This is a genomic window from Herbaspirillum sp. CF444, from assembly GCF_000282135.1.
Lineage (GTDB): Bacteria > Pseudomonadota > Gammaproteobacteria > Burkholderiales > Burkholderiaceae_D > Herbaspirillum.
This window is the reverse complement of record NZ_AKJW01000061.1, coordinates 223,823-236,238: the sequence shown is the minus strand read 5'-3', so window position 1 is coordinate 236,238 and position 12,416 is coordinate 223,823. Positions and strand designations below refer to the sequence as shown.

The window sequence follows — 12,416 nt, the reverse complement described above, 5'->3', positions numbered from 1 at the left end:
TGGGGACTGATCATGATGTCGGATTCCGCGAGCATCTTACCTGCGGATCCGGAATCAGGCAGGCTTTCGACGATTGATTGCATGAAAGACAACAAAAAAAGACATCCTCCGCGAGGACCGAGATCGCGATGCCGTCGCAGAAAAAAAGACCGATAATGCAGGTCTCCGAAGGGGAGCCGTCAATACAACCAAGATGCAATCAAGAAACAACGACATGCACGATCCAGAGCAAAATCCAGAGGAAAATTCGGAGCAACATCAAGAACAAGATCGGGAACAAGAGCGCGCCGATGTCCACCCTGCCCGTCCATGGATCGTCCTCACGACCACCTATGACGTGGAAGCGTGGATAGACAATTACAACCGGGATTTGCAGCAGGCGGTCAAGAAGGACAACACCAAGGGTTACGGCATCTGTTTTTGCCTGGAACTGGGCGGCGAGGTCTATATGCACACGACGTCGGAAGGCGACATCCTGCTCGACGTCACCGAAGAGGCCGCATGGGTGGCGCCGGTGATCACGGCGGCGACCGGCGTCGCGACGCCGGCATCGTCGGTATGGGCCTTGCCCGGCGATACGCTGACGCAACTGGTGCTGGGCTTGAGCGGCCTGATTGCCGCCACGCGCGTCGTGGTCAGCCACGCGTACAAGACGCCGAAATCCTGGCCGCAGCGTTACTGAACCGCGTCGGGCGCAAACCCGCCGCAACATCGGAAATCAGTACTGTGGCTTTGGCTTGGTATTGAGGGCGCGGCGCGCATCGGCGTCGCGCTCGGATTTCTTTTCGAACTCGGTGCGTTCGCAGGCGCACAGGACAAAAGCGATGCAGGCGGCCAGCGACAAGGCGATAAAGCGCTTCATGAGATTCCCCATATTGACGGGTCCGATGCTGTTTGGCGGTAATGACGCAGCTTGGAGTCGCACCCGATATTTCCCCAGGCCAAAAGTCTAACCCAGGCCCTGTCAAAAACAAAGGGCATACGTTAAATATAGCGCGATCAGGCGCTGAGGCCACCGGTTCCGCGTGTCGTGGCCAGATCGTATTTCTTGATCTTGTCATAAAGCGTCTTCTTGGGAATACCAAGTCGTTCGGCAGCCAGCGCGACATTGCCGTCGGCACCCGCCAGCGCGGCCTCGATCAGGCTGCGCTCGTAGGCGTCCAGTTGCTGCGGCAACGCCACTCCGCTCACCGACTCATCGAGCACAACGCCATCGGCCACACCCAGCACCCAGCGATCGGCGAAATTGCGCAGCTCGCGCACGTTGCCGGGCCAGTCGCGCTGTTGCCATTGCGCCATCTGCCCGGCTGTCCATACCGGCGCTTCGCGCCCATAGCGGATTGCCGCGGCATGAATGAAATGCGCCAACAGGAAAGGAATATCTCCGCGCCGCTCGCGCAAGCGCGGCAGGTCGATGCTGACCACGCCGATGCGGTAATACAGATCTTCGCGAAATTCGCCCTGCCCGCTCAGTTGCAACAAGTCGCTCTTGCTGGCGGCGATCACGCGGCAATCGATGGCGATGGATTCGTTGCCGCCCAGGCGTTCCAGCTTGCGCTCCTGCAGCACGCGCAGCAGCTTGACCTGCAAGGCCATGGGCATGCTTTCGATTTCATCGAGAAAAATCGTGCCGCCGTTGGCATATTCGAGCTTGCCGATGCGACGCTTTTGCGCGCCGGTGAAGGCACCCGCTTCATGGCCGAAGATTTCGCTTTCGAACACGCTCTCCGGCAACGCGCCGCAATTGATCGCAACGAATGGTCCCTTGCGCTCGCTGGCCGCATGCAGCTGACGCGCCACGACTTCCTTGCCGGTGCCGGTCTGGCCGTTGATGAGGATATCCACCGCCGTCGGACCGACGCTGCGGATCAGCGTGCGCACGCGCTCGATGACGGCGGACTGCCCGACCAGCGGCGGCGTATCCGGGTCGGCCTGCCAGGCCTCTTTGAGGCGGCGGTTTTCCAGGACCAGATTGCGCTTTTCCTGTGCGCGTTTTGCCGTCTCCACCAGACGCTCGGCGGCGAACGGTTTTTCAATGAAGTCGTAGGCGCCGGCACGCATGGCGTCCACCGCCATGCCGACATCGCCGTGACCGGTCACCACGATGACCGGCAGATCGGCGTCGGCGGCAACGACATGAGCCAGCACTTCCAGGCCGGAACGCCCCGGCAGCCGCACGTCGGTGACGACAATGCCGGCAAAGCCGGCATGCAGCAGCGGCAAGGCTTGCTCCGCATCGGCGCAGGCCTGCACGCTGAAACCGCCCAGCTCCAGCGTCTGCGCCGTGGCTTTGCGCAGGCTTTGCTCGTCTTCGATCAATATTGCCAGCGCGGCCGGCGCCGGAGCTTGCTTGTCCATTATTTGTTCTCGCTTGTATCTGAGATATCCGGGATATTCGGCAGCCGCACGATGAACTCGGCGCCGCCTTCCGGCAGATTATGCGCCGACAGCTGACCGTTCATCGCTTGCACGATCGACGAGGAAATCGCCAGTCCGAGGCCCAGCCCCTTGCCGGTCGACTTGGTGGTGAAGAAAGGTTCGAACAGATGCGGCGCCACGTCGTCCGGAATGCCCGGTCCGGTGTCGCGGATGCGGATGACGACGTCCCTGTCTTCCCGGTCGAGGATCACCGTCACGCGCTTGTCGGCCACCAGCTCCACCGCATCGACGGCGTCGATGGCGTTGCGCAGCAGATTGATCAGCACCTGCTCGGTGCGCACGACGTCGCCCATGACCTGCACCGGATGACGCACGTCGATCTCGATGGCAACGCCTTGCTGCTGGAATTCATTGCGCAGCAACAGCACCGCTGCCTCCACCGTCTGCGGCAGGTCGACTACCGCGATGGCGTCGCCGCTCTTGCGTGCAAACCCCTTGAGCTGGGCGATGATCTTGCCCATGTGGGCGCTGGCGCCGCTGATGTATTCGAGGTTTTCTTCGACCTGCGGCAACTGGCCGCGCCGGATGAACTGCACGGCGTTGTCGGCAAAGGCGCGGATGGCGGCCAGCGGCTGGTTCAGTTCATGCGTGACGCCGGCGGCCATCTGTCCCAGCATGGCCAGCTTGCCGGCCTGCACCAGTTCGTTCTGCGTCGAGCGCAGCAGGCTTTCGGTCTGCTGCAGCTTGGCGTAGCGTCCTTCGAGCGCCTGGTTGGCGACGCGCAGCTCCTGCGTGCGCACGGCAATGGTGGCGTCCAGCTCCTGGGCAGCGCGACGCAGGGCGTCGCGCGACTCCAGTCGTTCTTGCAAACGCCTTCTGCGCTGATACAGCGCCCACAACGAAATGACGGCGATCGCCATCAGCAGCGCCACCCACATTGCCCACAGCATGGCGATGCGGGCAATGCGCGCCTGCGACGGAAACAGCATCAGCTGCCATCCTTGTTTGGCGATCGGCTGCATGACGTGCTCGCCGAAACCTCGCCGCAACTCCTTGCGCAGGGAACCGACCGCCGTGATTGCCTGGTCGGCGTATTGGTGCGTCCCTGCCAGTTCCTGCTGCCTGCGGCTGTCGAGCGGACGCAGGCTGTGATATTTCCACTGGGGGCGATTGCTCAGGAACACCACGCCGCTGCCGTCGACCAGGGTGATCGGATCGTCGCTGCTGCGCCAGGTATGTTCGAATTCGGACAGATCCACCTTGACGGCCATGACGCCGATCGGCGCCCCCTCGCCGCGCGGCGTGCCGACCGGATAAATCGGCTGGGCCATGAAGTAACCCGGCTCGCTGGAAACGTTGCCGATGCCGTAAAAACGTCCGGCGCGACCGGCCAGCGCTTCAATGAAGTAAGGCCGGAAGCCGAAGTCCCGACCGACGAAGCTGGTGTCTTCATTCCAGTTGCTGGCGGCCAGGGTCATGCCTTTGTCGTCCATCATGTAAATCGCCAGCACGCGCGACTGGCGCTGAATCGATTGCAGGCTTTGGTTGAGACGCGCGATCGCTTCGGCATCGTCGGGATGATGCAGGACCTGATCCACGTCGGCCAGCGCGCCAAGGGCGAAGGGCATGGTCTCGAACTTGTCGAGTATCGACTGCAAGTCCAGCGCGACGATCTGCAACTGGCGCTGACCGGCGGCGTGCAAATCCTTGCGCGCCTTGCCGACGGCGATAAAGTAAGTCGTGAAAAAAACCGCCGCCGCGCACAGCGCGACGACGGTGATCAGTATCGGGGTCTTGCGGGAAGTCATGGAGGACAAATCGATCCGGTCTGTATGAGGTAGAGGAATACAAAGGCATGGCGGCAGTGCCCGCTATGATACCCGTCCCTGCTCGCAATAAACGCCCCTCCATGTTGCCCGCAAGAACCTCAGTCCTCGTCCTTGAGGTAACCGACCTTGGTCGGATCCTTCATGCGGAAGGAAATCAGCAAGGCGATGGCGCACATGATGGAGACATACCAATAGAAGCTCGACTCCATGCCCGCCGATTTGAACGACAGCGCGACGAACTCCGCCGAACCGCCGAACAGGGCGTTGCCCACGGCATACGACAGGCCGACGCACAGGGCGCGCACTTCCGGCGGGAACATCTCGGCCTTGATCAGGCCGCTAATCGAGGTGTAGAAACTGACGATCGCCAGCGCCAGGATCGCCAGGCCGAACGCCGCGTACGGATCGGTGACGTCCTTCAGCAAATGCAGGATGGGCACGGTGCACAGGGTGCCGAGCACGCCGAAGCACAGCATCATGTTACGACGGCCGATCCTGTCGGACAACGCGCCGAACAGCGGTTGCAGCACCATGTAGACGAACAGCGCACCGGTCATCACGGCGCTGGCGGTCTTGGCGTTCATGCCGGCGGTGTTGACCAGGTACTTTTGCATGTAGGTGGTGAAGGTGTAGAACATCAGCGAGCCGCCGGCGGTGAAACCGACCACGGTGAAGAAGGCGCGCTTGTGCTTCCACAGACCGGCGAAGGTGCCGGCTTCTTTTTTCTTGCGGGTTTCGTCGCTGGCGGTTTCGGTCAGCGAGCTGCGCAGGTACAGCGCGACCAGGGCGCCGAACGCCCCCAGCACGAACGGCACGCGCCAGCCCCAGGCGCGCAACTCGTCGTTGCTCAGCGTCTGCTGCATCACCACCAGCACCAGCACCGCCAGCAACTGGCCGCCGATCAGCGTGACGTACTGGAAGGAGGCGAAGAAGCCGCGGTTGTTCTTCGGCGCGACTTCACTCATGTAGGTCGCGCTGGTGCCGTACTCGCCGCCGACCGACAAACCCTGGAATAGACGCGCCACCAGCAGCAGGAAAGGCGCCGCCGTGCCGATCGTGGCGTAGGTCGGCATGAAGGCGATCATCAGCGAGCCGCCGCACATCATCAGCACCGAGATCATCATCGAACGGCGACGGCCGTGCTTGTCGGCGATGCGGCCGAACAGCCAGCCGCCGATGGGACGCATCAGGAAGCCTGCGGCGAACACGCCGGCGGTATTGAGCAGTTGGGTGGTGGTGTCGCCCTTGGGGAAGAACGCCGGCGCAAAGTAGATGGCGCAGAAGGAATAGACGTAAAAGTCGAACCACTCCACCAGGTTGCCGGATGAGGCGCCGAGAATGGCGAAAATGCGCTGCCGCGTATCCGCGGCTTTGGAAAGGTCTTGCTTGATCATCGTTATCTCCGGAGGTATTCCTGTATTTATCATTTACCAAGAGGCGGTACACGGCACATGCCTGCTGCATTCCGTATGCTGCCGAAAGAGGGCAAAAAAGCGCCTGCAATCGCAATCCGCCTCAGAGAGCGGCGCGACAAGAGCAAGAAAAGGACGTTGATTTACTGCAAAGAAGTTGGCGTCACATCTGTCTCCTGATTTTTGTTTTGACGTTCTTAATGCAGGCTTCGTGCCAGTCGGAGATACGGCGAAGAAAAAACATCAAGCCATTGATTCGAAAAGGAATTTAAAAATCACAGCGGCAGAGGCAATGATCCAGGCTTGCGGAAAACCGGAATCCGGAAAGCGGGCATTCCGGATATCCAGCCGCGCCGCCATCAAAAAGCCCGGGACCGTTGCGGCGCCGGGCTTCATGTGCAGCAAAACCGTTCTTCCTGCCTGAACAAAATCAAGACAGACGCGGTTCCCGCGGCGTGATGTCGATGGTGCGGCGCGCCTGCGGCAGTGCCGGCGTGCCGCTGATCGTGAAGACGCTGACCAGTTGCGCCAGACTGTCGGCTTGCGTCTGCATCGATGCAGCCGCAGCTGCGGCCTCTTCCACCAGCGCGGCATTTTGCTGGGTGACCTGATCCATCTGCGTGATGGCGTGGTTGATCTGCTCGATGCCGGTGGTCTGCTCCTGGCTGGCGGAACTGATCTCGCCGACGATGTCGGTCACGCGCTTGACGCTGTTGACGACCTCTTGCATGGTCGCGCCGGCCTGCTCGACCAGCTTGCTGCCGTTGCCGACTTTTTCCACGGAGTCGTTGATCAGGACCTTGATCTCTTTGGCGGCGGCCGCCGAACGCTGCGCCAGGCTGCGTACTTCCGACGCCACCACGGCGAAACCGCGGCCCTGCTCGCCGGCGCGCGCCGCTTCCACCGCCGCATTCAGCGCCAGGATGTTGGTCTGGAAGGCGATGCCGTCGATGACGCTGATAATGTCGACGATCTTGCGCGACGAATCGTTGATCGCGCCCATGGTGTCGACCACCTGCCCGACCACGCCGCCGCCCTGGGTGGCGATCTCGGAAGCCGATACCGCCAGTTGGTTGGCCTGGCGCGCGTTGTCGGCGTTTTGCTTGACGGTGGAAATCAGTTCTTCCATCGAGGATGCGGTTTCTTCCAGCGCGCTGGCTTGCTGTTCGGTGCGCGAGGACAAGTCCAGGTTGCCGGCGGCGATTTCGCTCGATGCGGTGGCGATGGTGTCGGTGCCGCTGCGCACGTTGGTGACGATGCCGCGCAGGCTGTTGCTCATGTCTTGCAGCGCTTGCAGCAGCTGGCCGGTTTCGTCCTTGCTGTTGACGGTGACGGCGGCGGTCAGGTCGCCTTCGGCCACGCGGCGCGAGAGGACGACTGCGGTGCCGATCGGACGTGTGATGCCAACCGTCAGATACCAGGCGCACAGCACGCCCAACGCCAGGATCAGGCCTTCCAGCACCAGCAGCAACACGCGGCTTTCATCGGCGACCATGTCGATATGCCGGGCGGTTTCATCGATGTCCTTGCGCTGCAGTTCGACCAGCTTGCGCATGGTGTCTTGATACGCGATGGATGCCGGTACGAACGTCTTCTCGAGAACGCGCTCGGCTTCTTCGACATTGCCTGCCGCCTTGGCCTTGTTGATGGCGTCGCGCGAGCTCAGGTAAATCTTGCGCTGTTCGCTGATCTGCTGGAACAGCTTCTTTTCTTCTTCGGTTTCCAGCAGGGCTTCCACCTTTTTCTGGTACTCGCCGGAACTCTTGGACGACGCCGCTACCTCCGTCGCGAAGTAAGGGCCCAGCGACGGGTCGCTGCTCTTGGCGATAGCGGTGGTACGGCGGATGCCGCTGACGAGATTGGCGTACCAGTCGCCGATCAGGCGCTCCTTGAGCAAGGGCTGGCTCATCATGTCGCGCGTGGCGCTCGATACCGCCTGCAAACGCCAGATGCCGATGCCGGCAATCACGATGGAGAATGCCAGAATGACGGCAAAGCCCAAGGTCAGGCGCTTGCCGATCTTCATGTTTCCGATAATGTTCATTGCTTGTTTTCCGTCCGTTGTTTTCCGCCGCTGCTGCGGTTTTTTCTGTGTTTTCGTGCGTAAGGCGCACTTGCTCTGCCGGGCACGCCGACAGAGTGCACTATTACAAACCAGAAACGAAGATTTGATTTGCAGCAACATCAAGCAAAAAGCCTCGTAAATCAAGGCTTTGGGGCCATAACGGCCACCCGGAAAGGAAAAACGAACAAAATAATTTATCTTTCAACAACTGCACATGGCTTTGCCGTCGTCGCTGCCACGGCAAAACACATTCAGCGGTCGAGGCCCGCGACGATGATCTTGCCGACCTCCGCCAGCACGGCATTGCGCCGGTCCTCGGGCGCCTTGGTCCGGGTCAGGTAGATCGACGCCAGCAGCGGTTTGCCCTGCGGCGGCCAGATGATGGCGATGGTGTTGGTGGTGCCGTAGTCGCCCGAGCCGGTCTTGTCGCCCACCGTCCAGCCGGGCTGCATGCCGGCGCGCACGCGACGGTCGCCGGTCTTGTTGCGGCGCATCCAGGCGATCAGTTGTTCGCGCGACGCCGGCGACAGCACGTCGCCCAGCAGGATGCGCTGCAGGTTGTCGCTCATGGCGGCCGGCGTGGTGGTGTCGCGCGAATCCCCGGGGATGGCGGTATTGAGCTCGGTCTCGAAACGGTCCAGCCGGGTCTGCTTGTCGCCCAGCGATTTCACGAACTGGTTGAAGGGTTCCAACCCGCCGAGACTTTGCAGGATCAGGTTCGCGGCGGTGTTGTCGCTCAGGGTCAGCGCTGCTTCGCACAGTTGCGCCAGCGTCAGGCCGTCGCCGCCGGCGTGCTTGCCGGTGGTCGGCGAATACGCCACCAGCACGTCGTTGCCATAGATGATGCGGCGATCCAGCCGTTCTTGCCCGGCATCGACGCGCTTGAGAACGGCAGCGCACGCCAGGAACTTGAAGGTGCTGCACATGGCAAAACGTTCGTCGGCGCGATAGCCCCAGCGACGCTGGGTGGCGCTGTCGACGATGTCCACGCCGAGACGGCCGCCGACGCTTGCCTCCAGCTTCGCCAGTTGAGAGACCACCGAGGACGAGCCCATAGATTTTTTTATCTCTTTACTCCCGGCGGCAACGGCTCCTGTAGCGACGCCACCGAATGCCAGCCCTGTCAGCATGAGAAATCGTCTTCTCGCAATCATGATTTTTTCCTTGCAAAAATGCGTGTGAAGCGAAATGATAGGCAGCAACGGATGCCCTCGCAATTCACGATAATTGGCATCAGACCTCAGAAAAACTGATATCAGGCAGCCTCATGCATTTACCTCTCAATGCCTTGCGCGCCTTCGAAGTGGCGGCGCGCCATCTGAGCTTTACCCACGCCGCGGATGAACTCAACGTCACCCAGACGGCCGTCAGCATGCAGGTCAAGAACCTGGAAGAACGCATGGGCGTGACGCTGTTCCGCCGCCTGCCGCGCGGTCTCGCGCTCACGGACGAGGGCCTGGCGCTGTTGCCGGTGCTGGCGGAATCATTCGAGCGCATCGGCACCGTGCTCGGCCAGTTCGAAAACGGCCGGATGCGCGAAGTACTGACGCTGGGCGTGGTCGGCACCTTTGCGGTCGGCTGGCTGATGCCGCGGCTGCGCGAGTTTCAGCAGACCCATCCCTTCGTCGATTTGCGCCTGCTGACCAACAACAACCGCGTCGACCTCGCCGGCGAAGGACTGGACTACGCCATCCGCTTCGGCGACGGCGCCTGGCACGGCACCGATGCCGAGCGCCTGTTTGCCGCGCCGCTGTCGCCCATGTGCGCACCGGCCATTGCGCCGCGCCTGCGTCGACCTCAGGATCTCGCCGGCGAAACGCTGCTGCGCTCCTACCGCACCGATGAATGGAACAACTGGTTCGCCGCCGCCGATACGGCGTGTCCGCCGATACGCGGCTTCGTGTTCGACTCGTCGCTGACGATGGCCGAGGCGGTGGCGCAACAGGCCGGCGTGGCCTTGCTGCCGGTCAACATGTTCGGGCGCGAACTGCGCGAAGGACGGCTGGCCTGCCCGTTCGATATTTCCATCAGTCACGGCGCCTACTGGCTCACGCGCCTGAAGTCGAAGCAGCCGACGGCGGCAATGCAGGCTTTTCGGAACTGGCTGCTGGCCGCATGCGACAGAAGCTGAAGCAAGGCGATAAGCGTCCGATAAAGGGCAAAACCACCAAAAAAGTTCGATAAAATGAAACAAAAAAGCCACAACTGCCTCAGGAAAAGCCTGATAGACGTGAAAGCTCGCCCCTCGTAGAATAAATGATATAAACTATTTACAGGTCGCATGCTTTTACGGTTTGCGGTAAAAATGCAAACGATTACATAATTGCTTACGTAATTGCACGCGGTTGGCACCATGTCTCAACAAGGAAAAGGGGGACATCATGAAAAAGTACTTCGCGACGATCTACAGAAAACTGGTCGACTATCTGAACGACTCCAGCGCCCTGACGACCGGCTCCCATCGGGGTGAGCCGCATTACTGCGGCATGTATTCCGGCCTGTCCGACATGGACCAGAGTCACGACAAGCACTGAAATCTTTCTGCCCCGCCCTGCGCTCCCTGTGGCAGGACGGGGCACATACCCTCCGGCTTCGGCTTCGACTTCGCGGCTGCCGTCCCGGCTTCTCGCCCTGACGTCCCCCGTTACGATCCCATATGCACGACGGTCGCCTGCAATCCTTGCATGCCGGCGGCATGATCGATCGCCGCCTCGATATCCTCCAGCGCAAATGACCTCAGGTCGACCGCATCCAGCGACAGTTGCCCGCTTTCAACCAGCGCCGTCAGCGCGCGATAGTCGTCCGGGCGGTACATGAAATTGCCGACCAGCTCCCAATTGTTGAGCATCATCTCGCCGTAGGGCAAAGGCAGCGGCACCAGCATGCTGCCCATCACGGCCAGCCTGCCGCCTCGCCGCAGGCTGCGCAAGACCGTCAGGGTACTGTCGGCGGAGCTCGCCTGACCGACCATATCCAGCGCAGCCGCCACGCCGCCGCCCGACAAGGACCGCATGGCCGCGACATCCGCTTCCACATCGCCGCTCAGCACTACCGGCACGACACGCCCCTTGCCCAATTCGACCAGACCTTGCAGCGCCGATGCGCGCCGCGCCACGGCCAGCACCCGGGTGGCGCCCATCGCCAGCGCCGCCAACACGGCAGCCGAGCCGAAATAGCCGCCGGCGCCGTTGATTGCCACCGTATCCCCGGCTGCTACGCGAACCCGGCGCAGCCCGCCGAACGGTACGATGAACTTGGCCAGCGTCGCCAGCCGGCCAGCAGGTATGTCATCCAACCCCTCCAGCGGCACCAGCGTCGATGCGGGCATGTCGACAATCTCGCGCAAAGTGCCGTTGGGGTATTCCGCCAGCATGCCGCTACTGTCGGCACTGATGCCGGTCAGGCCGATCAGGATCTGCGCCGGCTCTGCGACATTTTCTCCGGTCAGCCAGTAGGGGTTGAGCGCCACGCGCTGACCGGCGTGAAAATGCTGCACGCCGGCGCCGACCTCCACGACGCGACCGATACCGTTGGTGCCGGGAGTAAAAGGACCTTGCGGATAGGCATAAGGCAGCTTGCCGGCGACATAGTCGCGCGTATAGCTCAGCAGCGGGACGGCTTCCATGCGCACCAGCACGGCGCCCGGTCGGACGGCAGGCGCAGGCAAATCATGCAGCGTCAGGGTGGCGGCTTCTTTATCGAGGATCCAGGTTTTCATCGCGTTCTCCTTGGTGGTCAGAATGAATGCTTGAACTTTAGCCAGCCACAACCTATATTTGAAATCAATTAATGATATACAACCCATCAATGTGATGAATATGATCAATATGCGCGGCATCGACCTGAACCTGCTGGCCTCCCTGCACGTCCTGCTGGAGGAATGCAACGTGACCAAGGCCGCCGCGCGCCTGCATCTGACGCAGCCGGCGGTGTCGACACAATTGGCGCGCCTGCGCACGATCTTCAACGACCCGCTGCTGGTGCCGGCTGAAAACGGCCGCGGCATGATTCCCAGCGCGCACGCACTGACGCTGGCCGATCCGCTGCGCACCCTGCTGGCGCAGATGGAGAACCTGGTCAATCATCGCTCCTCCTTCGATCCGCTGATTGACAATCGCACCTTCCGCATTGCCGCCAGCGACAATGCGACATCGGTGCTGGGCTCGGCGCTAATGGAAAAACTGCCGGAGATCGCCGGCCCAGGCGTACGCATCGGCTTTCTCAACAGCGACCAGCAACACATTGCGGGTCAGTTGGAACGTTCCGAAATCGATCTGCTGATCGGCTCCGAACGCATGGTGCCGTCCAGCATGAAAGCCCGAAAACTGCTCGACGAACACTTCGTCATGGTGCAACGCAAGGAGCATCCGCGCGGGCGCAGGAAACCCACCCTGGAGAGTTATTGCAAACTGCGCCATGTGCTGGTGTCGACCAGCGGCGGCAGCTTTCACGGTTTCATGGATGAACATCTGGAAGAATTGGGACGGCGGCGCATGGTGGCGATTTCGGTGCAAAGTTTTGCGCTGGCGGCGGAGTTGCTCTGCCGCAGCGACTATGTCGCCACGCTGCCCAGCCGGCTGGCGGCGCGCTATGCAGATCGGCTGGACATCTTCGACCTGCCGTTCGCGGCACGCGGCTTTTCGCTGTTTGCCGCCTGGCACCCGCGCAACCATGCGGATCCCTCGCTGCAGTGGCTGCGCGACACGCTGGCGTCATTGAGCTGACCTAAGC

Annotated in this window: 12 protein-coding genes; 5 read left to right on the top strand and 7 right to left on the bottom strand. The window is 61.6% G+C overall.

What is annotated here, in order from left to right; translation table 11 throughout:
* Positions 1 to 214: 214 nt before the first annotated feature.
* Entirely contained in the window at positions 215 to 682 is a 468-nt protein-coding gene (locus tag PMI16_RS13930) for a hypothetical protein (protein WP_007880507.1), read from the top strand.
* Between the two features lie 36 nt (positions 683 to 718).
* Here PMI16_RS13930 and PMI16_RS26310 read toward each other — a convergent pair whose 3' ends face one another.
* From PMI16_RS26310 to PMI16_RS13915, 4 genes are all read right to left on the bottom strand, one after another.
* The gene (locus tag PMI16_RS26310) at positions 719 to 862 is read right to left on the bottom strand and encodes a hypothetical protein (protein ID WP_193365733.1); all 144 of its coding nucleotides are present in this window, start codon (positions 860 to 862) and stop codon (positions 719 to 721) included.
* Between the two features lie 137 nt (positions 863 to 999).
* Positions 1,000 to 2,358 carry a sigma-54-dependent transcriptional regulator gene (locus PMI16_RS13925; RefSeq protein ID WP_007880505.1) on the bottom strand — a complete coding sequence of 453 codons (1,359 nt, stop codon included), beginning with the start codon at positions 2,356 to 2,358 and terminating at the stop codon, positions 1,000 to 1,002.
* Positions 2,358 to 4,187 carry a sensor histidine kinase gene (locus PMI16_RS13920; protein WP_007880504.1) on the bottom strand — a complete coding sequence of 610 codons (1,830 nt, stop codon included), beginning with the start codon at positions 4,185 to 4,187 and terminating at the stop codon, positions 2,358 to 2,360. Before PMI16_RS13920 ends, PMI16_RS13925 begins: the two co-directional genes overlap by 1 nt.
* A gap of 119 nt (positions 4,188 to 4,306) precedes the next feature.
* Positions 4,307 to 5,602: an MFS family transporter gene (locus tag PMI16_RS13915; protein WP_007880503.1), complete on the bottom strand. Its 1,296-nt coding sequence runs from the start codon at positions 5,600 to 5,602 to the stop codon at positions 4,307 to 4,309.
* Between the two features lie 175 nt (positions 5,603 to 5,777).
* On the opposite strand from PMI16_RS13915, the gene PMI16_RS25925 reads away from it, so the two are divergent.
* A complete protein-coding gene (locus tag PMI16_RS25925) occupies positions 5,778 to 6,044 on the top strand; it encodes a hypothetical protein (protein ID WP_157212636.1) in 267 nt (88 codons plus the stop codon).
* A gap of 6 nt (positions 6,045 to 6,050) precedes the next feature.
* Here PMI16_RS25925 and PMI16_RS13910 read toward each other — a convergent pair whose 3' ends face one another.
* Both PMI16_RS13910 and bla read right to left on the bottom strand, forming a co-directional pair.
* Complete coding sequence (locus tag PMI16_RS13910; RefSeq protein ID WP_007880502.1) at positions 6,051 to 7,664, bottom strand: methyl-accepting chemotaxis protein; 1,614 nt, start codon at positions 7,662 to 7,664, stop codon at positions 6,051 to 6,053.
* 272 nt (positions 7,665 to 7,936) lie between these two features.
* Complete coding sequence (gene bla / locus PMI16_RS13905; protein WP_443134892.1) at positions 7,937 to 8,815, bottom strand: class A beta-lactamase; 879 nt, start codon at positions 8,813 to 8,815, stop codon at positions 7,937 to 7,939.
* A 137-nt stretch (positions 8,816 to 8,952) separates the two neighbouring features.
* Here bla and PMI16_RS13900 point away from each other — a divergent pair, with 137 nt between their 5' ends.
* Positions 8,953 to 9,816 (top strand): LysR family transcriptional regulator, encoded by an 864-nt coding sequence (locus PMI16_RS13900; protein WP_007880496.1) that lies wholly within the window; start codon positions 8,953 to 8,955, stop codon positions 9,814 to 9,816.
* Positions 9,817 to 10,066: 250 nt separating this feature from the next.
* Positions 10,067 to 10,219: a hypothetical protein gene (locus PMI16_RS26305; protein ID WP_007880495.1), complete on the top strand. Its 153-nt coding sequence runs from the start codon at positions 10,067 to 10,069 to the stop codon at positions 10,217 to 10,219.
* Positions 10,220 to 10,329: 110 nt separating this feature from the next.
* Here the strand turns inward: PMI16_RS26305 and PMI16_RS13895 are convergent, their stop codons facing one another.
* Entirely contained in the window at positions 10,330 to 11,403 is a 1,074-nt protein-coding gene (locus tag PMI16_RS13895; RefSeq protein ID WP_007880494.1) for a zinc-binding dehydrogenase, read from the bottom strand.
* A gap of 94 nt (positions 11,404 to 11,497) precedes the next feature.
* On the opposite strand from PMI16_RS13895, the gene PMI16_RS13890 reads away from it, so the two are divergent.
* Positions 11,498 to 12,409: a LysR family transcriptional regulator gene (locus PMI16_RS13890; RefSeq protein WP_007880492.1), complete on the top strand. Its 912-nt coding sequence runs from the start codon at positions 11,498 to 11,500 to the stop codon at positions 12,407 to 12,409.
* The last annotated feature ends 7 nt before the right edge of the window (positions 12,410 to 12,416 follow it).